The 21,600-nt window shown below is 65.9% G+C and carries 24 protein-coding genes; 15 read left to right on the top strand and 9 right to left on the bottom strand.

Translation table 11 applies throughout. The features are described from left to right. Positions 1–31: 31 nt before the first annotated feature. The 13 genes from A9J21_RS22935 (at position 32) to A9J21_RS22995 (ending at position 12,516) form a co-directional block, all read left to right on the top strand. Positions 32–1,426: an aminopeptidase P N-terminal domain-containing protein gene (locus A9J21_RS22935; RefSeq protein ID WP_066739470.1), complete on the top strand. Its 1,395-nt coding sequence runs from the start codon at positions 32–34 to the stop codon at positions 1,424–1,426. After that, the gene (locus A9J21_RS22940) at positions 1,423–1,887 is read left to right on the top strand and encodes a hypothetical protein (RefSeq protein ID WP_066739471.1); all 465 of its coding nucleotides are present in this window, start codon (positions 1,423–1,425) and stop codon (positions 1,885–1,887) included. Before A9J21_RS22935 ends, A9J21_RS22940 begins: the two co-directional genes overlap by 4 nt. Beyond that, on the top strand, positions 1,865–3,139 hold the full coding sequence (locus A9J21_RS22945) for a UbiH/UbiF/VisC/COQ6 family ubiquinone biosynthesis hydroxylase (RefSeq protein ID WP_066739472.1): 1,275 nt from the start codon (positions 1,865–1,867) through the stop codon (positions 3,137–3,139). The genes A9J21_RS22940 and A9J21_RS22945 overlap by 23 nt, the downstream gene beginning before the upstream one ends. A gap of 228 nt (positions 3,140–3,367) precedes the next feature. Next, positions 3,368–4,438 (top strand): tRNA dihydrouridine synthase DusB, encoded by a 1,071-nt coding sequence (dusB, locus tag A9J21_RS22950; RefSeq protein WP_066739473.1) that lies wholly within the window; start codon positions 3,368–3,370, stop codon positions 4,436–4,438. Beyond that, positions 4,435–4,668, top strand: a complete 234-nt coding sequence (locus tag A9J21_RS22955) for a Fis family transcriptional regulator (RefSeq protein WP_066739474.1) — start codon at positions 4,435–4,437, stop codon at positions 4,666–4,668. Before dusB ends, A9J21_RS22955 begins: the two co-directional genes overlap by 4 nt. 16 nt (positions 4,669–4,684) lie before the next feature. Beyond that, complete coding sequence (purH, locus tag A9J21_RS22960) at positions 4,685–6,259, top strand: bifunctional phosphoribosylaminoimidazolecarboxamide formyltransferase/IMP cyclohydrolase (RefSeq protein WP_066739475.1); 1,575 nt, start codon at positions 4,685–4,687, stop codon at positions 6,257–6,259. A 303-nt stretch (positions 6,260–6,562) separates the two neighbouring features. Continuing rightward, positions 6,563–7,108, top strand: coding sequence for a crossover junction endodeoxyribonuclease RuvC (gene ruvC, locus A9J21_RS22965; protein WP_066739476.1), 546 nt, complete (start codon positions 6,563–6,565; stop codon positions 7,106–7,108). A 76-nt stretch (positions 7,109–7,184) separates the two neighbouring features. Next, positions 7,185–8,360 carry a glycerophosphodiester phosphodiesterase gene (locus A9J21_RS22970; protein WP_066739477.1) on the top strand — a complete coding sequence of 392 codons (1,176 nt, stop codon included), beginning with the start codon at positions 7,185–7,187 and terminating at the stop codon, positions 8,358–8,360. A gap of 49 nt (positions 8,361–8,409) precedes the next feature. Beyond that, on the top strand, positions 8,410–8,991 hold the full coding sequence (gene ruvA / locus A9J21_RS22975) for a Holliday junction branch migration protein RuvA (RefSeq protein WP_066739478.1): 582 nt from the start codon (positions 8,410–8,412) through the stop codon (positions 8,989–8,991). A 94-nt stretch (positions 8,992–9,085) separates the two neighbouring features. Continuing rightward, on the top strand, positions 9,086–10,153 hold the full coding sequence (gene ruvB / locus A9J21_RS22980; protein WP_066739479.1) for a Holliday junction branch migration DNA helicase RuvB: 1,068 nt from the start codon (positions 9,086–9,088) through the stop codon (positions 10,151–10,153). 226 nt (positions 10,154–10,379) lie between these two features. Next, positions 10,380–10,970 (top strand): hypothetical protein, encoded by a 591-nt coding sequence (locus tag A9J21_RS22985; RefSeq protein ID WP_066739480.1) that lies wholly within the window; start codon positions 10,380–10,382, stop codon positions 10,968–10,970. A gap of 65 nt (positions 10,971–11,035) precedes the next feature. Further along, a complete protein-coding gene (locus A9J21_RS22990) occupies positions 11,036–11,623 on the top strand; it encodes a YSC84-related protein (protein WP_066739481.1) in 588 nt (195 codons plus the stop codon). A gap of 158 nt (positions 11,624–11,781) precedes the next feature. Continuing rightward, positions 11,782–12,516: a queuosine precursor transporter gene (locus tag A9J21_RS22995; RefSeq protein WP_066739482.1), complete on the top strand. Its 735-nt coding sequence runs from the start codon at positions 11,782–11,784 to the stop codon at positions 12,514–12,516. A gap of 24 nt (positions 12,517–12,540) precedes the next feature. Here A9J21_RS22995 and A9J21_RS23000 read toward each other — a convergent pair whose 3' ends face one another. From A9J21_RS23000 to tyrS, 4 genes are read right to left on the bottom strand one after another with little or no spacing between them, the layout of a single operon-like run. Further along, a complete protein-coding gene (locus tag A9J21_RS23000) occupies positions 12,541–13,215 on the bottom strand; it encodes a histidine phosphatase family protein (protein ID WP_066739483.1) in 675 nt (224 codons plus the stop codon). A gap of 55 nt (positions 13,216–13,270) precedes the next feature. Further along, complete coding sequence (locus tag A9J21_RS23005) at positions 13,271–13,918, bottom strand: YbhB/YbcL family Raf kinase inhibitor-like protein (RefSeq protein WP_066739484.1); 648 nt, start codon at positions 13,916–13,918, stop codon at positions 13,271–13,273. A 19-nt stretch (positions 13,919–13,937) separates the two neighbouring features. Next, positions 13,938–14,408 carry a D-aminoacyl-tRNA deacylase gene (dtd, locus tag A9J21_RS23010; protein WP_066739485.1) on the bottom strand — a complete coding sequence of 157 codons (471 nt, stop codon included), beginning with the start codon at positions 14,406–14,408 and terminating at the stop codon, positions 13,938–13,940. A gap of 7 nt (positions 14,409–14,415) precedes the next feature. Further along, a complete protein-coding gene (gene tyrS / locus A9J21_RS23015) occupies positions 14,416–15,657 on the bottom strand; it encodes a tyrosine--tRNA ligase (RefSeq protein WP_066739486.1) in 1,242 nt (413 codons plus the stop codon). A gap of 216 nt (positions 15,658–15,873) precedes the next feature. Here tyrS and A9J21_RS23020 point away from each other — a divergent pair, with 216 nt between their 5' ends. Together A9J21_RS23020 and A9J21_RS23025 are read left to right on the top strand one after the other, a co-directional pair. Further along, positions 15,874–17,268 (top strand): M23 family metallopeptidase, encoded by a 1,395-nt coding sequence (locus tag A9J21_RS23020; protein WP_066739487.1) that lies wholly within the window; start codon positions 15,874–15,876, stop codon positions 17,266–17,268. A 3-nt stretch (positions 17,269–17,271) separates the two neighbouring features. After that, positions 17,272–18,411 carry an anhydro-N-acetylmuramic acid kinase gene (locus A9J21_RS23025; protein ID WP_066739488.1) on the top strand — a complete coding sequence of 380 codons (1,140 nt, stop codon included), beginning with the start codon at positions 17,272–17,274 and terminating at the stop codon, positions 18,409–18,411. A 73-nt stretch (positions 18,412–18,484) separates the two neighbouring features. Here the strand turns inward: A9J21_RS23025 and erpA are convergent, their stop codons facing one another. The 5 genes from erpA to rplM form a co-directional block, all read right to left on the bottom strand. Continuing rightward, a complete protein-coding gene (gene erpA / locus A9J21_RS23030) occupies positions 18,485–18,853 on the bottom strand; it encodes an iron-sulfur cluster insertion protein ErpA (RefSeq protein ID WP_066739489.1) in 369 nt (122 codons plus the stop codon). A 99-nt stretch (positions 18,854–18,952) separates the two neighbouring features. Further along, complete coding sequence (locus A9J21_RS23035; protein ID WP_066739490.1) at positions 18,953–19,441, bottom strand: polymer-forming cytoskeletal protein; 489 nt, start codon at positions 19,439–19,441, stop codon at positions 18,953–18,955. 24 nt (positions 19,442–19,465) lie between these two features. After that, on the bottom strand, positions 19,466–20,233 hold the full coding sequence (locus A9J21_RS23040; RefSeq protein ID WP_231907013.1) for a DUF6776 family protein: 768 nt from the start codon (positions 20,231–20,233) through the stop codon (positions 19,466–19,468). A 228-nt stretch (positions 20,234–20,461) separates the two neighbouring features. Beyond that, positions 20,462–20,854 carry a 30S ribosomal protein S9 gene (gene rpsI / locus A9J21_RS23045; protein WP_066739492.1) on the bottom strand — a complete coding sequence of 131 codons (393 nt, stop codon included), beginning with the start codon at positions 20,852–20,854 and terminating at the stop codon, positions 20,462–20,464. A gap of 14 nt (positions 20,855–20,868) precedes the next feature. After that, positions 20,869–21,297, bottom strand: coding sequence for a 50S ribosomal protein L13 (gene rplM / locus A9J21_RS23050; RefSeq protein WP_019447062.1), 429 nt, complete (start codon positions 21,295–21,297; stop codon positions 20,869–20,871). Positions 21,298–21,600 lie beyond the last annotated feature (303 nt).

Here is a 21,600-nt window from a genome sequence, read left to right on the forward strand (position 1 = left end):
ATCGGCACATTCCCCTCACCGGCTTCCCTCCATGTCCGCACCCGAATCCGCTCTCCTTGGCGCGTGCCGCGACCGCCGCGCCCGTGTGCTGCAACACCTGCGCGCCCAGGGCGGCGGCGTGGCCATCGTGCCGACCGCGCCGGAGGCCATGCGCAACCGCGACAGCGACTATCCGTACCGGCACGACAGCTATTTCTATTACCTGACCGGCTTCACCGAACCCGAGGCGGTGCTTGTGCTCGTGGCTGGCGCGGCCGGCGAAGGCGACAGGAGCATCCTGTTCTGCCGCCCCAAGCACGAAGAGCGCGAGATCTGGGACGGCTTCCGCTTCGGCCCCGAAGGCGCCCGCGCGACGTTCGGCTTCGACGAGGCCCATTCGGTCGAGGACATCGACAAGCTGCTGCCGCCGCTGCTGGCCAACCGCGCCCAGCTGGCCTATCCGCTGGCCGCCACCACCGACATCGACGTGAACGTGCGCCGCTGGCTCGACGCCGTGCGCATGCAGGGCCGCGCCGGCGTATCGTCGCCGTCGGTGGCCGTGGACGTGCGTACGCTGCTCGACGAAATGCGCCTGTTCAAGGATGCCGGCGAACTGTCGACGATGCGCCGCGCGGCCGAGATTTCCGCCCAGGCCCACGTACGGGCCATGCGCACATCGCGCGCCGGGCTGCGCGAATTCCACCTCGAAGCCGAGCTGCTCTATGAATTCCGCCGGCATGGCGCGCAAAGCGTGGCCTACAACTCGATCGTGGCTGCCGGCCCCAACGCTTGCGTGCTGCATTACCGCGCCGGCCCGGCGGAGCTGCGCGACGGCGACCTGTGCCTGATCGACGCGGGCTGCGAACTGGATGGCTATGCATCCGACATCACGCGAACCTTCCCGGTCTCGGGCCGCTTCACGCCGGCCCAGCGCGAGCTGTATGACCTGGTGCTGGCCGCGCAGGAAGCCGCCATCGCCGAAACGCGCGCCGGGGTGCCCTACAACGTGCCGCACGACGCGGCCGTGAAGGTGCTGGCGCAGGGCATGCTCGACACGGGCCTGCTCGATCGCAACAAGGAAGGCACGCTCGATGACGTGCTGGCCAGCGGCAGCTATCGCCGCTTCTACATGCACCGCACGGGCCACTGGCTCGGCATGGACGTGCACGACGTGGGCGAGTATCGCGTGCCCGGTCCGCTGCCGGCCGGCCAGGAAGGCGAGCGCCCATGGCGCCCGCTGGAACCGGGCATGGTGCTGACCATCGAGCCGGGCATCTATGTGCGCCCGGCCGAAGACGTGCCCGAACGCTACTGGCATATCGGCATCCGCATCGAGGATGACGCCGTGGTGACCTCGGGTGAATGTGAACTGATCACGCGCGGCGTGCCTGTAAAGGCCGACGAGATCGAGGCACTTATGCGCGGCAACGGAGGATCGTCGCGATGAAGGCGTTGTTGAGCAAACTGTTTGGCGTGGGCGTACCCAAGCACCGGAGCACCGTCCACCCGGTGGACCCGAACCAGCCATTCGTGGTGAACCTGTATGACGACCGCCTGGTCGTGCATCGCCCCGACGGCCAGCGCGAAGAGCTGGCGTGGGACGCGCTGGAGCGCGTGGTGGTACGTGTTTCGGATCGCGAGCCCTGGGGTGGCACGCCATGGCTGATCCTGGCCGGCGACGCCAGCAGCCAGCAGGGCTGCGTGGTGCCGATGACCGCTGCCAACCACGATTCGCTGGTCGAGCGCCTGCAGCAACTGCCCGGCTTCAGCCAGCAGAAGCTGGATAATGCGATGCGCGACGCGGCTGCCGGCAAGGCGCGCACCGATGCGAACCTGTGGAAGCGCGGCGCGGCCGAGGCAACGCCCGTCCAGGAGGAAGCCAGCCATGAAGCAAGCGGGCAGCCCTGACACTGCCGGTGTGGCATCCGTGACGGACGCCGAGCCGCGCGATATCGCCATCGTCGGCGGCGGCCCGGTGGGCCTGGCGCTGGCGTGCCAGCTGCTGCGCACCACGCGCTGGCGCATGACGCTGATCGACGCGGCCACGCCAACCCGCGCTGCGCGCGACCCGCGCGCCATCGCCCTGTCGCACGGCAGCCGCCAGTTGCTGGAGCAGATCGGCGCCTGGCCGGTGCCGGCGCAACCGATCGAGCACATTCACGTATCGCAGCGTGGCCGCTTCGGCCATGTGAAGCTGCATCACGACGACTACGGTGTGCCCGCACTGGGCCACGTGGTCAAGTATGGCGACCTGTGCCAGACGCTGGAACGCGCACTTGCCCGGGCCGCCGATGCGGCGCCGGGCCGCCTTGAACGCGTGTTCGAGACGCGCATCGACAATATCGAGCAGGACGCCGACCGTGGCGACCGGCCCGACACCGCCATGGTGCGGCTGACCGGCACCACCCACGTCGATCACGATGGCCTTCCAGTGGCGTATGCGTCACGTCTTGCAGTGCAGGCGGAGGGCGGATTGTTCCACCAGCAGGTGCAACGCCTGTCACGCGGCACTGAAGTCACACGACGGCGCGACTACGGCCAGACGGCCATCATCGGCCATGTCACCTGCTCGCAGCCGCAGCCCGGCTGGGCCTGGGAACGCTTTACCGACGAAGGACCGCTGGCGCTGCTGCCGCACGAGGACCACGGCGTGGCCGGCTACGCGCTGGTCTGGTGCTGCGCGCCGGAACAGGCGCAGCGGCGGCTGGCCTTGTCCGATGCCGAGTTCGCCGACGAACTGGGCCGGGCATTTGGTACGCGCCTGGGTCGCTTCACGCTGGTAGGCAAGCGTCACGCATTTCCGCTGGGCCTGAACGCCGCGCCGGTGACCGTCAGCGGCCGCGTGGCGGCCGTGGGCAATGCGGCGCAAACGCTGCATCCCGTGGCGGGCCAGGGTCTGAACCTGGGCCTGCGCGATGCCTTTGCGCTGGCCGATTCGCTGCGGGCTGGCTGCACGCCAGAGGCATTGCAGACATTTGCCAGCCGCCACCGCCTGGACCGCGCCATGACGATCGGCATCACCGATCTGCTGCCGCGCGTGTTTGGCATCGGCGGCCCGCTGGCGGCTCATGCGCGCGGCGCATCGCTGGCCGCTCTGGCGTGCGTGGCACCGCTCAGGCACGCACTGGCCCGGCAGATGATGTTCGGCGCACGTCGGTAACGCCGAGTGGGGCGGCCAGACCGCCCCACGCCCCGCCGCCGGTCGCGCCTGTCACGCCACTGGCAGGGGCGCGACACCCTCCCTCCGCATGATATTTGCTCATTTATTGGGCAACCGCACCGGTTTGGCGGTAAAATCCCGGCCTCGCCCATGACCCCGACCACGCCGACAGCTGTTCCGGCAGGGGCATGTTTTTGCCAGTTCCAGCCAGATTCCAGCGTCCCCACCGTGCAGATCGGTCCCCACCAACTCCGCAGCAACCTCTTTGTCGCCCCGATGGCCGGGGTGACGGACCGGCCGTTCCGGCAGCTGTGCAAGCAGCTGGGCGCCGGTTACGCGGTGTCCGAGATGGTGGCGTCGAACGCGCAACTGTGGAAGAGCGAGAAGACCATGCGCCGCGCCAATCACGCGGGCGAAGTCGAGCCGATCTCGGTGCAGATTGCCGGCGCGGAACCGTCGATGATGGCCGAGGCGGCCCGCTACAACGTCGACCGTGGCGCACAGATCATCGACATCAACATGGGCTGCCCGGCCAAGAAGGTCTGCAATGTGGCCGCCGGATCGGCGCTGCTGCAGAACGAACCGCTGGTGGTGCGCATCGTCGAGGCCGTGGTGGGCGCCGTGGGCGACCGCGTGCCGGTCACGCTGAAGATCCGCACGGGCTGGGACCGCGAACACAAGAATGCACTGCGCGTGGCGCGCATGGCCGAAGACGCCGGCATCAGCATGCTGACGATCCATGGCCGCACCCGCGCCGACCTGTACCACGGCGAGGCGGAGTACGAGACCATCGCCGCGGTCAAGGCAGCGCTGCGTATTCCGGTGGTGGCGAATGGCGATATCACGTCGCCGCAGAAGGCCAGGCTGGTGCTGGAAGCGACCGGCGCCGACGCCATCATGATCGGCCGTGCCGCCCAGGGGCGTCCGTGGCTGTTCCGCGAGATCGAACACTTCCTGAAAACTGGCGAACTGCTGCCGGCACCTGAAGTGGCCGAAATCCGCGCGATCATGAACCATCACCTGGCGGATCACTACGCGTTCTACGGCGAGTTCACCGGCGTGCGCACCGCGCGCAAGCATATTGCCTGGTACACGCGCGGGCTGAAGGGCGCGAACCTGTTCCGCCATCGCATGAACACGCTGGAAACCACGGGCGCGCAGCTGGAAGCGGTCAACGCGTTCTTCGACGAGCAGGCAGCCATTTCGGATCGCCTGGTCTATGTCGACGACACCGCCGCCGCCACGGACGAAGAAGAAAACATCCACAACAAAAAGAAACGGGAACTGCTTGCCGCATGAGCCGCAACGCTATCGACCAATGTATCCGGGACAGCCTGGATACCTATTTTCGTGACCTGGATGGCGAAGAGCCGTCCAATATGTACAACATGGTGCTGGAGGCCGTGGAACGGCCGCTGCTGGAAGCCGTGATGTTGCGCGCGGAGCGCAACCAGTCACTGGCGGCCGCGTATCTCGGCATCAACCGCAATACCCTTCGCAAGAAGCTGCAGCAACACGGATTACTTTGAAGCGTTCCCCCAAGCCATGATCAAGCAAGCCCTTCTCTCTGTTTCCGACAAGACCGGTATCGTCGATTTCGCCCGCGACCTGAACGCGCTCGGCGTCACGCTGCTGTCCACCGGCGGTACCGCCAGGCTGCTGGCCGATGCCGGCCTGCCCGTGACGGAAGTTGCCGACTACACCGGCTTCCCCGAAATGCTCGACGGCCGCGTGAAGACGCTGCACCCGAAGGTGCATGGCGGCATCCTGGCCCGCCGCGACCTGCCCGAGCACATGGCGGCCCTGGCCGAGCACAACATCCCGACGATCGACCTGCTGGTGGTGAACCTGTACCCGTTCCAGCAGACCGTTGCCAAGGATGACTGCACGCTGCCGGACGCCATCGAGAATATCGATATCGGCGGCCCGACCATGCTGCGCTCGGCGGCCAAGAACCACCGCGACGTGACCGTGATCGTGGACCCGGCCGACTACGCCGTGGTGCTCGACGAAATGCGCGCCAACGCCAACAGCGTGGGCTACGACACCAACTTCCGCCTGGCAACCAAGGTGTTTGCCCACACGGCCCAGTACGACGGCGCGATCACGAACTACCTGACCAGCCTTGGCGCCGACAAGTCGCACCAGGCGCGCAGCAGCTACCCGCAGACGCTGAACCTGGCCTTCGAGAAGGTGCAGGAAATGCGCTACGGCGAAAACCCGCACCAGTCGGCCGCGTTCTACCGCGACCTGAAGGCCGTGGACGGCGCGCTCGCCAACTACGTGCAGCTGCAGGGCAAGGAACTGTCGTACAACAACATCGCCGATGCCGATGCCGCGTGGGAATGCGTGAAGTCGTTCGACGCCGCCAACGGCGCCGCCTGCGTCATCATCAAGCACGCCAACCCGTGCGGCGTGGCGATTGGCGCCAACGCGCTGGAAGCCTACGACAAGGCCTTCAAGACCGATTCGACCTCGGCCTTCGGCGGCATCATCGCCTTCAACGTGGAACTGGACGAGGCTGCCGCCCAGGCCGTGGCAAAGCAGTTCGTGGAAGTGCTGATCGCCCCGTCGTTCAGCACCGCCGCGCGCAACGTGTTTGCCGCCAAGCAGAACGTGCGCCTGCTGGAAATCCCGCTGGGCAAGGGCGTGAACCAGTTTGACCTGAAGCGCGTGGGTGGCGGCCTGCTGGTGCAGGGTCCGGACGCCCGCAACGTGCAGCCGAGCGATCTGCGCGTGGTGACGCGCCGTCATCCGACCCCGAAGGAAATGGACGACCTGATGTTCGCCTGGCGCGTGGCGAAGTTCGTGAAGTCGAACGCCATCGTGTTCTGCGGCAACGGCATGACGCTGGGTGTCGGCGCCGGCCAGATGAGCCGCGTGGACTCGGCCCGCATCGCCAGCATCAAGGCGCAGAACGCCGGCCTGACGCTGGCCGGTTCGGCCGTGGCATCGGACGCGTTCTTCCCGTTCCGCGATGGCCTGGACGTGGTGGTGGACGCTGGCGCCACCGTCGTGATCCAGCCGGGCGGCTCGATGCGCGATGACGAAGTGATCGCCGCCGCCGACGAGCGCGGTATCGCCATGGTGCTGACCGGCACGCGCCACTTCCGTCACTAAAGGCAAAGACCTGGAAAAGGCTGCCGGTTGGTTGACGGCCAACGCCGCCAAAACACGCCCAGGCAGTTTCCGAAGGTAGTGTCTTGGCTCTCTCTCCCCTCATGGGGAGAGAGCGGGAGAGAGGGGTGGTACAGCAACGAGCCACTTCGAACGAAGCTGGCGGTGTGATCCTCCAGCACGGCAGCGCCTGAAACCCCTGCCCTCTCCCCCAGCCCCTCTCCCGCAAGCGGGAGAGGGGAGCAAACCCCTCTCCATCGGCCTAATCCACTACACTACGCCCATCTGTCTTCCCTCCCCCGCTTCATGCGCATTCTCGGCATCGATCCCGGTCTGCGGACCACCGGCTTCGGCGTGCTTGAAAAGCACGGCAACAAGCTCGCCTATGTGGCCTCCGGCACGATCCGCAGCAACGGCGACGAAAGCCTGCCGCAGCGCCTGAAGACACTCTATGACGGGATTGCCGAAGTCGCGCGCACCTATGCGCCCGACTGCGCGGCCATCGAAAAGGTCTTCGTCAACGTCAATCCGCAATCGACACTGCTGCTGGGCCAGGCGCGCGGCGCCGCCATCTGCGGTCTGGTGGGCCAGGGGCTGCCGGTGTTCGAATACACCGCACTGCAGCTGAAGGTGGCCGTGGTGGGTTACGGGCGCGCCAACAAGGAACAGGTGCAGGAGATGGTGATGCGTCTGCTGGCGCTGTCCGGCCGCCCCAGCAGCGACGCCGCCGACGCGCTCGGCGTGGCAATCTGCCATGCCAACGGTGGCGATACCCTGGGCACGCTGGCAACAATGGCGCCGGAACTGGCGCGCAAGGGGCTGCGTGTGCGGCGCGGCCGGCTGATCGGCTAACCTTCGGCCTGGCGACAGGCCCTGCGCCTGCGTCGCTTAGAATCGGCGTTCGAGAGTCCGTCCAGGAACGCCCCAGATGCCGCAATCCCTCGCCTTCCGTCTTTCATTGGCTGCCGCCACGGCCACGCTGGTCGCCGGCTGCGTCACGGCGCCGCGCACACCGGTTTCCACCGCACCACCCGCTGCGCCGGCGCCGGCACCGGCCGCCCCGGCCCCCGCGCCTGCGCCGCCGGCACTGGTCATCGGCCATCGAGGCGCCAGCGCGCTGCGGCCCGAGCACACGCTGGCTTCGTACCAGAAGGCGATCGACGATGGCGCCGACATCATCGAGCCAGACCTGGTATCCACCAGGGACGGCGTGCTGGTGGCCCGCCACGAGAACGACATCACCGGCACCACCAACGTGGCCGAAGTGCCCGAGTTTGCCGGCCGCCGCCGCATCAAGGTCATCGACGGCGAGCGCATCGACGGCTGGTTCACCGAGGACTTCACGCTGGCCGAACTCAAGACGCTGCGCGCCCGCGAGCGAATTCCAAAGCTGCGGCCCTACAACGCCAAGCTCAATGACCAGTTCGAAATCCCCACCTTCGACGAAATCCTGAAGCTGGCGGCGCAAGCGTCGAGCCGCCGCGGCAGCCCCGTGGGCATCTATCCCGAACTGAAGCACCCGAGCTATTTCCGTGGCATCGGCCTGCCGCTCGAAGAAAAGCTGGCCGCTGCGCTGCAGGCCAATGACTTCGCAAGGGCCACGCCGGTGTACGTGCAGTCGTTCGAAGTCGGGCCGCTGCGCGCCATGAAGCGGTTGCTGGGCACCGCCATGCCGAACGTGAAGATCGTGCAACTGATCGGCAACCCCAGGCAGCGTCCTGCCGACTGGCGCCTGGCGGGCGACAACCGCACCTATGCGTCGATGCTGACACCGCTGGGCCTGCGCGAGGTGGCAACCTACGCCAACGGCATCGGCCCCGAGAAAAGCCTGGTGATTCCGCGCGACGCCCAGGGCGGCCTGGCGGCACCCACGCCGCTGGTGGCCAACGCGCATGCCGCCGGCCTGGTGGTGCATCCGTACACGTTCCGCCCCGAGAACAGCTTCCTGCCGAAGCCGCTGCGCGCACCCGGCGACGATGCCACGCGCAACCCGGACGGCATGGTGCGCGAAGTCCAGGCCTTCCTGGCAGCCGGCATCGACGGCTTCTTCACGGACGATCCGGCACTGGGCCGTCGCGCCGTGGCCACGCCGGCCGGCCAGTAACCCCACGGGCCGCGCTACACTTGCGGCCACTTCTTCCTACGCTTTCACCATGATCGGACGCATCGCCGGCACCCTGCTTGAAAAGAATCCCCCGCATCTGCTGGTCGACTGCCACGGCGTCGGCTACGAGATCGATGTGCCGATGAGCACGTTCTACAACCTGCCGGCCGTGGGCCAGCCCGTGACGCTGCTCACGCAGCAGATCATCCGCGAGGACGCGCACCTGCTGTTCGGCTTCGGTACCGCCACCGAGCGCAACACCTTTCGCGAACTGATCAAGATCACCGGCATCGGGGCGCGCATGGCGCTGGCCGTGCTGTCCGGCCTGTCCGTGCCCGAACTTGCGCAGGCCGTGACGATGCAGGAAGCCGGCCGGCTGACCAAGATCCCCGGCATCGGCAAGAAGACCGCCGAACGGCTGCTGCTGGAACTCAAGGGCAAGCTTGGCGCCGACCTGGGCCACGTGCCCGGCGCCGCACCGGTGCCCGACAGCGCCGTCGACGTGCTCAACGCGCTGCTGGCGCTGGGCTATTCCGAGAAGGAAGCTGCGCAGGCCATCAAGCAGGTGCCGGCCGGAACAGGCGTGTCCGAGGGCATCAAGCTCGCGCTCAAGGCGCTGTCAAAGGGATAACGCAGCCTGCGCCGGATTGCGCTGGACCGCGTCCGATTGCGCCGGGCCGCGCGCACCGGCAGCGTAGAATGGCGCCATACTGCTTTCCATTGCCATGATCGAAACCGACAAGCTGACCGGTGACCGCCCGCCGGAGCGCGTGATCTCCGCCACCCCTGCATCCACCCAGGAAGAAGCCTTCGAGCGCGCGCTGCGCCCCAAGCTGCTCGACGAATACGTCGGCCAGGAAAAGGTGCGCGGCCAGCTGGACATCTTCATGCACGCGGCCCGCAAGCGGCGCGAGGCGCTGGACCACGTGCTGCTGTTCGGCCCGCCGGGACTGGGCAAGACCACGCTGGCACACATCATCGCGCGCGAGATGGGCGTGAACCTGCGCCAGACGTCGGGGCCCGTGCTGGAGCGTCCGGGCGACCTGGCCGCGCTGCTGACCAACCTCGAAGCCCACGACGTCCTGTTCATCGACGAAATCCACCGCCTGTCGCCCGTGGTGGAGGAAATCCTGTACCCGGCGCTGGAGGACTACCAGATCGACATCATGATCGGCGAGGGTCCGGCCGCGCGCTCGGTCAAGCTCGACCTGCAGCCGTTCACGCTGGTGGGCGCCACCACGCGCGCCGGCATGCTGACCAACCCGCTGCGCGACCGCTTCGGCATCGTGGCGCGGCTGGAGTTCTATTCGGCCGAAGAGCTGGCGCGCATCGTGACGCGGTCGGCGCAACTGCTCAACGCGGTAATCGATCCGGCCGGCGCGCTCGAGATTGCACGCCGCGCGCGCGGCACGCCCCGTATCGCCAACAGGCTGCTGCGCCGTGTGCGTGACTTCGCCGAGGTCAAGAGCGATGGCACGATCACGCGCGAACTGGCCGACGCGGCACTGGCAATGCTCGACGTGGACAGCGTCGGCTTCGACCTGATGGACCGCAAGCTGCTGGAGGCCGTGCTGCACAAGTTCGACGGCGGCCCGGTGGGCGTGGACAACCTGGCAGCCGCCATCGGCGAGGCCCGCGACACGATCGAGGACGTGCTGGAGCCTTACATGATCCAGCAGGGTTATCTGCAGCGCACACCGCGCGGCCGGGTGGCCACCGCCGCCGCCTATCGCCATTTCGGACTGGCCTCGCCGCAAAGCGAGCGCCGGGGCGAAGGCTTCGACGCACCCTGAGGGGCGCCGCAGACGGGGTTGCACCGGCGGTGCAACGGCCGTCCATGCAGGCCATCCGCCCGGCCTCTGACCCCGGCCCAGGCCTTTGCGAGGGTGGCCGGGCGTCAATTAAACGTTTTCGCAACCCCTGCAAATTTTTTCGAAGTGGATTGCTGGCCTATGCCCAGTTGTCCACAATGGCTGCATCCTTTTTACAAAATGCGCACGTGCGCCAACAAGGACAGTCATGAAAATCAGAGCCCAGCACTCCCTTTCCATTGCCGCCTGCCTGATGTTCGCCTGGGCCGGTGCTGCCCATGCGCAGAAGCCGTCGACACCCGCGCCGATCGGCGTGGCCGAGGAAGCGGTGGTCAGCGGCCGGGTCGTCAATGTCGATCCGGATTCGAAAGCCGTACTGGTCAAGGGCCCGGGCGGCAATCTGGTCGAGATCATCGCGGGCGACGAAGCCAAGAACATCGGCAATGTCAAAAAGGGCGATATCGTCACACTGACGCGCGGTGCGGCCGTGGTGGCCGGGCTGGAGCCGATCGGCAGCAAGGACACCGCGCTGATGGAGCAGGTCGAGCGCATTTCGCACGCGCCCGAGGGCGGCAAGCCCGGCGTGATGCGTGAAATCACCACCACCATTACCGCACAGGTCACCAACGTGGATGTTGCAAAGCGCACAGTCACGTTCCGGGGTCCACGTGAGACTTTGCGCACCGTGAAGGTCCAGGATCCGAATATCGATCTTGCCAACATCAAGAAGGGCCAGATGGCCAAGTTCGTGATCAAGGAAGTGGTGGCGATCACGGTCAAGGCACCAACCGCTGGCTGACCGGTTCGGCAACCCCTGCCGCATCGCCTCTGACGCAGTACCTTTCCCCTTCAGGAGAACAACAAATGGATCGACGTCAGTTTGTCACCCGGGTTGCCGGGTCGGGCCTGCTTGTCGCCACGGCCGCCTTTGCTGCCGGTTGCACGACGACGGGCAGCAGCGCGGGCACCGATGCCGCGGCCAAACGGCAGGAAATCGACGCCGGCGCCGATGGCGCGCTCAACCGGCTCTTTTCGTCGGTAAAGGGCTCGCAGGAACTTGCCAACCGGTCGCAGGGCATTCTGGTGTTCCCGCGCGTGCTGGCCGGCGGGCTGGTCGTGGGCGGCGAGTATGGCGACGGTGCGCTGCGCAGCAAGGGCACCACGCAGGGCTACTACCGCACCATCGCGGGCACCTTCGGCCTGACCGCGGGTGGACAGTCGCGCTCGATCATCATCATGTTCATGACGCCCGAGGCCTACAACAAGTTCGTGCAATCGAAGGGCTGGACGGTGGGTGCCGATGCCAGCGTGGCGCTGGCCAAGGTGGGCGCCAACGGCACCATCGACACCATTACCGGCCAGCAACCGGTCATTGCCTTCGTGCAGACCAATGCCGGCCTGATGGTCGATGTGTCGCTGAACGGCGCCAAGATCAGCAAGCTCGATATCTAGCCTTGCACCGGCGCCGCCCGGCCTGCCGGGGCGGCATCGCAGCAAGACCGAAACGCCCGGCTCCGGCCGGGCTTTTTCATGGGCGTGCCACGCGCATGCCCTGCCACTGGCATAATCGCGCGAATCACGCCCGTCGCCCGCGCCCCCGGATGCCACCCATGCACGAACCGCTTGCCGCCACCGCCGCCTCCGGCCACACCGGACGCGTCTATCGCTATTACGACCTCGTGATGGTGGCCTTTGTCACGGTGCTGCTGTGCTCGAACCTGATCGGAGCCGCCAAGGCGGCGCAGATGACGCTGCCCGTCATCGGGCCGGTCACGTTCGGCGCGGGCGTGCTGTTCTTCCCGGTTTCGTACATCTTTGGCGACGTGCTCACCGAGGTCTATGGCTATGGCCGCGACCGCCGCGTGGTGTGGGCCGGCTTTGCCGCCCTGGCGTTTGCCACGTTCATGGCCTTCGTGGTGCTGCGCATGCCCGTGGCGCCGTTCATGATCGACTACCAGAAGAGCCTGGAAGATGTGTTCGGCAATACCTGGCGCATTGCGCTGGGGTCGCTGATCGCGTTCTGCTGTGGCAGTTTCGCCAATAGCTACACCCTTGCCAAGATGAAGCTGTGGACCGGCGGCCGCTGGCTCTGGACGCGTACGATCGGCTCGACCCTGGCAGGCGAGCTGGTCGATTCATCGCTGTTCTACGTGATTGCGTTCTACGGCATCTGGCCGCTGGAAAAAGTCATCCAGGTGGCCATCGCGCAGTACATCCTCAAGACCGGCTGGGAGGTCGTGATGACTCCCGTGACCTACAAGGTGGTGGGATTCCTGAAGCGGGCGGAAAACGAGGACTGGTACGACCGGAACACCAACTTCACGCCGTTCCGGCTGCGCGTGTAAGCGCCTGGACCCGGCCGCGCCGCGTTACGGTACGCGGCGGTCCACCTCGTCGAGTGTCAGCGCTTCCAGGTGGCTGACATCGGCCCATTGCAGCAGGGTCAGGTTGGCGCTGTCGCACCGCAGCCGGTTGACGCTGGCGTTGAGCAGTTCATGCGAGCGCGGCGCCTCCAGCGTCATGCCCGTGGCCTCGCGATAGAGGCAGTCCAGCACGCCGCCGTGGGCCACCAGTGCGATCCGTTCGCCGGGGTGACGGCGCGACAGCGACAGTGCCACCTCCACCGCCCGCTCGTGGAATTCGCGCAGCGATTCCCCCTCCGGCGGCGCATAGTCGGGCACGCGTGCCTGCCAGCGCGCAAAGTCGTCGGGCCGCTTTTCCGCCACTTCCGCATAGGTCATGCCTTCCAGCTCGCCATAGCAACGCTCGCGCAGCCGCGGTTCGGCACGCACCGTCAAACCCAGTGCCTGCGCCAGCGGCTTGGCCGTCTCCAAGGCACGTCCCAGGTCACTGGTGTACACCGCATCGATCGGCTCGCCGGTCAGGGCCTCGGCCAGCGCGCGCGCCTGGGCCCGGCCCGTGTCATTGAGCGGAATGTCGATCTGGCCCTGGAGCCGCCGTTCGCGGTTCCAGGCCGTCTCGCCATGGCGGATCACGATCAGGTGGGTGTAGGCCAGCGACTGCGGGCCGTTACTTTGCAACATGCCGGTTCCTTGGGGGCGACGGATTTGGGCGGAGTCTGGCGCGGCGCTTGCCTGCTTACTTCACGAGCTTCGGGTTCAGCGTATAGGTACCGGTGTAGCTGGCCTGCGCCAGCACATGGCCCTCGATCGCCCGGCGCACATCGGCACCGGTGAACTTGCCCTCGACCGGCATGCGGTCGATGTCGAGCGCGTAGACCGTGAACACGTAGCGGTGCACGATGGCGTCGTTCCACGGCGGGCACGGGCCGTCGTAGCCGAAGTAGTCACCCTTCATGTCCGGGTCGTTGGCAAACCAGCCCGTGTAGTCGTTCAGGCCATGGCGCAGGCCGCCGGCCGTGGCGGTACCCACCAGCGCCTCGGGGCCCGGCTTGCCGCGCGCGATCACGCCGTCGCTATGCGTGCCGGCCGAGATCGTGTTCAGGCCCGGCGGGATATCCACCAGAACCCAGTGGAAGAAATCCACGCGCGGCAGCGACGCCGGTACCTCGCGGCCTTCCTGGTTCACGTCGTCGCCCTTGCTGGGCACGTCAGGATCATGAACGATCAGCGCAAACGACCGGGTGCCGGCCGGGAAGTCTTCCCAGTGCAGATCAGGGTTGCGGTTCGACGACAGCGCCACGTGGCTGGCCGCATCGGGCACGCAGAAGGCAAACTCGCCGGGAATCGGCGCGTTGTCGGCAAAAGACTTGCTCCAGAGTTTCATGAAGATCTCCTTCGATATGTCAGGCTGTTCCGGCCGGCGGCACGCGCAGCCAGAACGTCACGGGACCATCGTTGGTCAGGCTGACCTGCATCATGGCGCCGAACTCGCCGGTCTGGACCGACGGATGCGCGGCGCGCGCGCGGGTCACGAAATGATCATAGAGGCGGCGGCCGTCCTCGGGTGCCGCCGCCGGGGTGAAGCTGGGGCGCGTGCCACTGTTGGTATCGGCAGCCAGCGTGAACTGGGACACCACCAGCAGGCCGCCCGCCGTGCCCTGGCCGTCGATGTTCTGCACGGGCAGGTTCATCTTGCCCTCGGCATCGGAAAACACCCGGTACGACAGCAGCTTGGCCAGCAAGCGCTCGGCCTGTGCCTCGGTATCGCCGCGCTCGGCGCAGACCAGTGCCAGCAGGCCGGCCCCGATCTCGCCGGTGGTGCGGCCGTCCACGGTCACGCGCGCCTGCGATACACGCTGGATCAGGGCGATCATCGCCGCTTCAGACCAGCGTCACGCGCGCAAAGCGGCGCTTGCCCACCTGCACGACGTAAGTGCCGGCTGCCACCTTGACCGCCTTGTCGCTGACGGTCTCGCCATCGATCTTCACGCCGCCCTGCTCGATATTGCGGTTGGCCTCCGACGTCGACGGCACCAGGTTGGCCTGCTTGAGCAGCTGGCCGATGCCCAGCGGCGCGCCTTCCAGCGTCACGGCGGGGATGTCGTCGGGAATGCCGCCCTTGGCGCGGTGGTTGAAGGCGTCGAGCGCAGCCTCTGCAGCCGCCTGGCTGTGGAAGCGTGCGACAATTTCCTGCGCCAGCAACACCTTGCAGTCGCGCGGGTTACGGCCCGCGGCGATTTCTTCCTTCATCAGATCGATCTCGCTCATCGGGCGGAACGACAGCAGCGTGAAGTACTGCCACATCAGGTCGTCCGAGATGCTCATCAGCTTGCCGAACATATCGTTCGGGGCCTCGGTCACGCCGATGTAGTTGTTCTTGGACTTCGACATCTTCTCGACGCCGTCCAGTCCCACCAGCAGCGGCATGGTCAGGATGCACTGCGACTCCTGGCCGTACTCCTTCTGCAGCTCGCGTCCCACCAGCAGGTTGAACTTCTGGTCGGTGCCGCCCAGCTCGAGATCGGACTTCAGCGCCACCGAATCGTAGCCCTGCATGAGTGGATAAAGGAACTCATGGACCGAAATCGGAATCCCAGACCGGAACCGTTTGGTGAAGTCGTCGCGCTCCATCATGCGGGCCACCGTATATTTGGCTGCCAGCTGGATCATGCCGCGCGCGCCGAGCGGGTCGCACCACTCGCTGTTGTAGCGGATTTCGGTCTTCGCCGGATCGAGCACCAGGCTCGCCTGCTTGTAGTAGGTCTGGGCGTTGGCCTCGATCTGTTCGCGGGTGAGCGGCGGGCGGGTCGAATTGCGACCGGACGGATCGCCGATCGTCGACGTGAAATCGCCGATCAGGAAGATCACCTGGTGGCCCAGGTCCTGGAGCTGACGCAGCTTGTTCAGCACCACGGTGTGCCCGAGATGGATGTCGGGTGCCGTGGGATCCAGGCCCAGCTTGATGCGCAACGGCACACCGGTCGCTTCGCTGCGCGCGAGCTTCTGGAGCCACTCGGATTCAACCAGCAGCTCGTCGCAACCGCGCTTGGTGATCTCCAGGGCGCGCATCACCGACGGCGTAAGTGGATAATTGGGCGCAGCGGCCGAGGACACTTCACTCATGACGTAAGTCTTTGAAATCTATAAGGAAACTGCGACGGACGACCAGAGCCGTTCTGGTATAATCCGCGCTTCGTGCCTGACGGGTCTTCCGTCGGCAAACCGCCACTCCAGGCGGCAATCAGACAATGCCCGCACCGCACCTCGGGGGAGGAAGGCAGACGAGAGATATCGTCGCGGCGACGGCCTTGGCAATACCGAAAGCTTGAATTCTACGTGATGTGGTCTAGTCTCCGCGAAGTTTTCGCGCGCGAGCTGGTGGTCCTTGTTGACCCTACGAATCCCCAGCATACGCGCCGCCGCAAGCAGTTGACCGTTGCCGTCGGCACGGTCTTTACGCTTGGCATGGCGGCTGCGATGGGCGTTGCCCCCCGCAACGCCTACGATGATCCGCTCGCCCCGCGCGTGCTGCAGCCGCTGCGCATGCCCGACGTCCGCAAGCAGCTCGAACAGTTGACCGAGGTCGACGGCAACAGCGTCTACGTGCGCCAGGAACGCATGCAGCGCGGCGACACCATCGCCACGCTGCTGCGCCGTCTTGGCGTGGAAGATCCCGACGCGCAGTCCTTTATCCTCAAGAATCCCACCGCCCGCGGGCTGTTCAGCCTGAACCCCGGCCAGACCGTGCAGGCCGAGATCGACGACAGCAACCTGCTGGTGTCGCTGCAGGCCAACCTGGGCGGCGACGCCGCTGCGTCCCGCGAACTGGTGGTCGAGCGCGTGGCGCCGGCCAGGGAAGGCGGCGACTATTCGTACAAGGCCCGCATCGCCACGGTCGACAACGACCTGCACTACGAAATGGCGTCGGGCGCCATCGACGCCAATGGCTTCTTCAAGTCGATGGACGCGGCCAACGTGCCCGACGAAGTGGTCAGCCAGATGATCTCGATCTTCTCGGGCGTAATCGACTTCCACCACGACATTGCGCGCGGCGACCGCTTCCGTATCGTCTACGAAGCCGGCTTCCGCGACGGCGCATTCGTGCGCAACGGCCGCGTGGTGGCGATCGAGCTGATCAACCGCAACACGCTGTACCAGGCGCTGTGGTATTCGCCGGACGATGGCGAGCCGGGGGCCTACTACACGTTCGACGGCCGCAGCATGAAGCGCCCGTTCCTGCGTTCGCCGGTGGAATTCTCGCGCGTGTCGTCGGGTTTCGGCGGCCGCGACCATCCGCTGCACCACAAGTGGGCGCAGCACAAGGGCGTGGACTTCGCCGCGCCGCAGGGCACCAAGGTGCTGGCGTCGGGCGAAGGCACGGTCGACTTCGTCGGCCAGCAGAACGGCTATGGCAACATCATCGTGCTGCAGCACGCGGGCGGGTATTCGACGTACTACGCCCACCTGTCCGGCTTTGCTGGCATCCGCGAGGGGCAGCACGTGAGCCAGGGCCAGGTGATCGGCTACGTGGGCTCCACGGGCTGGGCCACCGGGCCGCACCTGCACTACGAGTTCCGCTATAACGACGTGCCGCAGAACCCGCTGACCACGACACTGATGGAAGCGCCGACGCTGACCGGCAAGTCGCGCGCAGAATTCCTGACCTACACGAGCGCCATGCTGAGCCGCATCAACCTGCTGCGCACCTACAACGTTCTGACCGCCAGCAACTGATCCATGTCCATGTCTCCGGTGTCCAGCGACTGCTATATCGGCCTGATGTCGGGCACCAGCATGGACGGCGCGGACGGCGTGCTGGTGGATTTTTCCGGCGCGCACCCCGCGGTGCTGGCCGCCGCCCACGCGCCGTTCCCGCCGGCATTGCGCGAGGCGTTCGGCGCGCTGCAGCAGCCCGGTGAAGACGAGATCCATCGCGAGGCCATGGCCGCCAACGGGCTGGCGCGCGTCTATGCCGCGTGCGTGGGCGAACTGCTGCGCCTGGCCGATGTCGCGCCGGGGCATGTCACCGCCATCGGCGCGCACGGGCAGACCATCCGCCATCGTCCCGGGCTGTATGACGGGACCGGCTATACGCGCCAGACCCAGCATCCGGCCCTGCTGGCCGAGCTGACCGATATCGACGTCGTGGCCGACTTCCGCAGCCGTGATATCGCGGCAGGCGGCCAGGGCGCGCCGCTTGTGCCGGCCGTGCATGCTGCGCTGTTTGGCGCACGCGACGAAACGCGCGTGGTCTGCAATATCGGCGGTATTTCCAATATCAGCATCCTGCCGGCCGCCCATTCGGGCCGACCGGTGACCGGTTTCGACTGCGGCCCCGGCAATGCGCTGCTGGACCACTGGGTACAGCAGCATCACGGCCAGCCTTTCGACGATCGCGGCGCCTGGGGCGCCAGCGGCAGCATCGACACCGACCTGCTGGCGCGCCTGCTGGCCGAGCCCTACTTCCGCGCCCTGCCGCCCAAAAGCACGGGACGCGACCTGTTCCATCCGGAATGGCTGCAAGCCGTGCTGGACAGCCTGCCCCGGCAGATTGCGGCCGCCGACGTGCAGGCGACGCTGGCCACGCTGACGGCCACGGCCATCGCCCAGGACGTGCGGACGCATGCCGGTAATGCCCAGCGCCTGATTGTCTGCGGTGGCGGAGCGCGTAACGACTACCTGATGGCGACGCTGGGCCAGTTGCTGCCGGGGATCACGGTGCAGACCAGCGAGGATTTCGGCGTACCGGTATCGCAGGTGGAAGCCATCGCCTTTGCCTGGCTGGCGCGACAGTGCGTACGCCGGGCACCGGGGAACGTGCCGACGGTCACGGGCGCAGCGGGGCCGCGCGTGCTGGGCGCGATCTATCCGCGCTGACCGCCGGGTCTACCGATTGGGCCAACAAAAAAGCGCACCGAAGTGCGCTTTTTTGTTGGCGAGGCTGGAACGCTCAGACCGAGAACGACGAGCCGCAACCGCAGGTGGTCGAGGCATTCGGGTTCTTGATCACGAACTGTGCGCCGTTGATGTCTTCCTTGTAGTCGATCTCGGCGCCCACCAGGTACTGGTAGCTCATCGAGTCGATCAACAGGGTGACGCCGTTCTTGACCAGCGTCGTGTCGTCTTCATTGACGTCTTCATCGAAGGTGAAGCCGTACTGGAAGCCGGAGCAACCGCCGCCCTGCACGAACACGCGCAGCTTCAGCTCGGCATTGCCCTCTTCCTCGATCAGCTGCTTGACCTTGTCGGCGGCGCTGTCGGTAAAGACGAACGGTGCCGGCATTTCCTCGGTAACAGGTGCCTCTGCGACTGCGTTCATGGGGAATTCTCCTGGTTAGATACGCCCGTATTCTAAGCGCTACTCACAAATCGTGCCGAAGCCCTTTGTTTTCAAGGGGCTCTGGGCGGGTGCGTCACCTCAAGCCGGCACGCTCGCGCCGTCGGGCGCCTTGTCATCCACGATATCGGCTTCCGCCTGCGCTTCCACGTCCTTGGCCTGCTCTTCCTTTACCTCGGCGGGCGGCACATGGTTCGGCAGGGCGCGGATTTCAGCTTGCACCAGCGGCACCAGCCGCCCTTCCACGATAGCGCCCTGATGCATTTCCAGCGCCGCATAACGCACTTCGCCATAGACGCGCGCGTGCGGTTGCAGTTCGAGCAACTCGGCCGCATGCACCGGGCCGGTGACGGTGCCATTCAGGATCAGGTGATCCACGCGCACTTCGCCCTCGACCACACCTTTCTCGCTGATCACGAGCATGCTCGATTTGCCTTCGGCGGCCACGACGTTGCCACGCACGCGACCGTCCAGACGCAAGCCCCCGGAAAAGGTCACATCGCCTTCGATGGCGGCATCCTGCCCAACCAGCGTATCGATGGACAGACCCTTCTTCTTCGAAAACAGCATGTTGTACTCCCCTTTTTGCGCGTACTACGGCGTCGCGGTCTGCATCGTCCGGACCTGGCCGTTCTGGACAATGCGAACCGATACGGCGCGGACTTCGGCGTCCTGCGGAATCGCCAGGTCGCCTTCGATGCGTTGATAATGCTTCAGCCGGATGGCCGGCAGCGGCGCATCGCCCGCCTGCGGCAACAACAGGGTTAACGGCTTGCCGTGCCGATTCCCCGAAATTGTGAACTGCACTTCACCCTTGAATTCGGGCTGCTCGACAAACGCCTTCGACCCGCCCTGCATGACGAGCAACCGGTAGTGCAAGGCGCGGGGCTGGGTTTCGTCCAGTGCCACACGAAAGCTGCGCACATGGATGCCGGAGGTATCTCCCGACGCCGGCAGCAATGACTCGAAGAATCCCAGATCTTCCTTCAACTGCGCCACTTCGGCCTCGGCCGCCTTGACCTGCTCGGCCATACGCTGCTGCGCGGTGCTGGCCATCTGTAACTGCGCCTCGGCGGTGTTGGCACTTCTCCGCAGGCTGTCGCGCTCCGTGGACACTTCGGCAAACTGCTGGCGCAACAGGTCGTGAGCCGAAGCCAGATCGGCGTCGATCCCACGTGGCGGCGCGGAGCGGCGCCCGGCCTCGTACGCCGACACCCCCGCCACGGCCCCCGCAACTGCCACGAGTACGGCCACGAACAGCCAATTCCGCCAGGGGCGGTGCGTCCGGACAATGGCCCGCGCCGCACGCAACCTGCCGCGCGGACGCAGCGGCCGGTACTTCACCCCCATCGCGGCATCCACCCCGAAATGCTGTGACCCATCGTCTATCCCCCAATCCGCAGGCCCGTGATTGTATCGCCGGGTGAACATTGCGCGAATGAAAAGTGTAAGAAATGGCAAGCGTGCACCAGGGATGCGACAGTCGTGCGCGCGGGTTACGCAGGCGACAGGCGAAAAAAAACCGCACGACGAATCGTGCGGCTTTTTGGGCTGCCAGACCTGGCGAGGCCAGATCCAGACAACGGCGAATTAACGCTTCGAGAACTGCTTCCGGCGACGTGCCTTGTGCAGACCGACCTTCTTACGTTCGACTTCACGAGCGTCACGCGTAACGTAGCCAGCCTTCGACAGGGCCGACTTCAGCGTTGCATCGTAGTCGATCAGGGCGCGGGTGATGCCGTGGCGAACAGCACCGGCCTGGCCGGTTTCACCACCACCGGTCACGTTGACCTTGATGTCGAACGTTTCGGCGTGAGCGGTCAGTTCCAGCGGCTGGCGCACGATCATCAGCGAGGTTTCGCGAGCGAAATACTCTTTGATGGGCTTGCCGTTGACGATGATGTCGCCCTTGCCCGACTTGATGAAGACACGAGCCACAGCGCTCTTGCGGCGGCCAGTACCGTAATTCCAGTTACCGATCATGGATATTGGCCCCTTTAGATTTCCAGCACCTTGGGCTGCTGTGCGCTATGCGGATGCTCGCCTTCGGCATAAACCTTCAGCTTCTTGATCATCGCGTAGCCCAGCGGACCCTTCGGCAGCATGCCCTTGACAGCCTTTTCCAGGGCGCGGCCCGGGAAACGTTGCTGCATCTTGCCGAACGTGGTTTCGTAGATACCGCCCGGGTAGCCCGAGTGACGGTAGTACTTCTTGTCCTGTTCCTTGGTACCCGTCACGCGCAGTTTGGCTGCATTGACGATGATGATGAAATCACCGGTGTCGACGTGAGGAGTGAATTCCGGCTTGTGCTTGCCGCGCAGTCGGCGTGCCACTTCGCTGGCAACACGGCCGAGGACCTTGTCCGTCGCGTCAATCACGTACCAGTCGCGCTTTACCTCTGCAGGCTTGGCGGAAAAGGTCTTCATGATTTTTTCCTGATTTTGAAAAATGCCCGAGGTGACGGTCGCCGTTTTAGCGTCCTGTCAGCGGCCGGCCCTTTGGACCTGGCCTTCCTGCTTGTATTTGCAGGCTCTCCCTGAATCTTTTTCCGGGGGCAATGACCGGAAAGCCGACGATTATACTGGGCGTTCGCGCCATCGCACAAGCAAAGATGTGGCTTTTCGTCAAGCCGGAGCCCATGTCGACCACGAAAGTGCCGCGCGCGGCATGTGCGGGATCAGGCCGCCCTTGCAGCCGCCCTTGCAACTGCCCTGGCAGCCCCCCTTGGC

The sequence above is a fragment of the Cupriavidus sp. D384 genome (assembly GCF_001652915.1).
Classification (GTDB): domain Bacteria; phylum Pseudomonadota; class Gammaproteobacteria; order Burkholderiales; family Burkholderiaceae; genus Cupriavidus.

Excerpts from the sequence above, each read along its gene's own strand:
- A9J21_RS22935 (WP_066739470.1), top strand. The coding sequence starts at position 32 with ATGTCCGCACCCGAATCCGCTCTCCTTGGCGCGTGCCGCGACCGCCGC.
- A9J21_RS22940 (WP_066739471.1), top strand. The coding sequence starts at position 1,423 with ATGAAGGCGTTGTTGAGCAAACTGTTTGGCGTGGGCGTACCCAAGCAC.
- A9J21_RS22945 (WP_066739472.1), top strand. The coding sequence starts at position 1,865 with ATGAAGCAAGCGGGCAGCCCTGACACTGCCGGTGTGGCATCCGTGACG.
- A9J21_RS22955 (WP_066739474.1), top strand. The coding sequence starts at position 4,435 with ATGAGCCGCAACGCTATCGACCAATGTATCCGGGACAGCCTGGATACC.
- purH (WP_066739475.1), top strand. The coding sequence starts at position 4,685 with ATGATCAAGCAAGCCCTTCTCTCTGTTTCCGACAAGACCGGTATCGTC.
- ruvC (WP_066739476.1), top strand. The coding sequence starts at position 6,563 with ATGCGCATTCTCGGCATCGATCCCGGTCTGCGGACCACCGGCTTCGGC.
- A9J21_RS22970 (WP_066739477.1), top strand. The coding sequence starts at position 7,185 with ATGCCGCAATCCCTCGCCTTCCGTCTTTCATTGGCTGCCGCCACGGCC.
- ruvA (WP_066739478.1), top strand. The coding sequence starts at position 8,410 with ATGATCGGACGCATCGCCGGCACCCTGCTTGAAAAGAATCCCCCGCAT.
- ruvB (WP_066739479.1), top strand. The coding sequence starts at position 9,086 with ATGATCGAAACCGACAAGCTGACCGGTGACCGCCCGCCGGAGCGCGTG.
- A9J21_RS22985 (WP_066739480.1), top strand. The coding sequence starts at position 10,380 with ATGAAAATCAGAGCCCAGCACTCCCTTTCCATTGCCGCCTGCCTGATG.
- A9J21_RS22990 (WP_066739481.1), top strand. The coding sequence starts at position 11,036 with ATGGATCGACGTCAGTTTGTCACCCGGGTTGCCGGGTCGGGCCTGCTT.
- A9J21_RS22995 (WP_066739482.1), top strand. The coding sequence starts at position 11,782 with ATGCACGAACCGCTTGCCGCCACCGCCGCCTCCGGCCACACCGGACGC.
- A9J21_RS23000 (WP_066739483.1), bottom strand. The coding sequence starts at position 13,215 with ATGTTGCAAAGTAACGGCCCGCAGTCGCTGGCCTACACCCACCTGATC.
- A9J21_RS23005 (WP_066739484.1), bottom strand. The coding sequence starts at position 13,918 with ATGAAACTCTGGAGCAAGTCTTTTGCCGACAACGCGCCGATTCCCGGC.
- dtd (WP_066739485.1), bottom strand. The coding sequence starts at position 14,408 with ATGATCGCCCTGATCCAGCGTGTATCGCAGGCGCGCGTGACCGTGGAC.
- tyrS (WP_066739486.1), bottom strand. The coding sequence starts at position 15,657 with ATGAGTGAAGTGTCCTCGGCCGCTGCGCCCAATTATCCACTTACGCCG.
- A9J21_RS23020 (WP_066739487.1), top strand. The coding sequence starts at position 15,874 with ATGTGGTCTAGTCTCCGCGAAGTTTTCGCGCGCGAGCTGGTGGTCCTT.
- A9J21_RS23025 (WP_066739488.1), top strand. The coding sequence starts at position 17,272 with ATGTCCATGTCTCCGGTGTCCAGCGACTGCTATATCGGCCTGATGTCG.
- erpA (WP_066739489.1), bottom strand. The coding sequence starts at position 18,853 with ATGAACGCAGTCGCAGAGGCACCTGTTACCGAGGAAATGCCGGCACCG.
- A9J21_RS23035 (WP_066739490.1), bottom strand. The coding sequence starts at position 19,441 with ATGCTGTTTTCGAAGAAGAAGGGTCTGTCCATCGATACGCTGGTTGGG.
- rpsI (WP_066739492.1), bottom strand. The coding sequence starts at position 20,854 with ATGATCGGTAACTGGAATTACGGTACTGGCCGCCGCAAGAGCGCTGTG.
- rplM (WP_019447062.1), bottom strand. The coding sequence starts at position 21,297 with ATGAAGACCTTTTCCGCCAAGCCTGCAGAGGTAAAGCGCGACTGGTAC.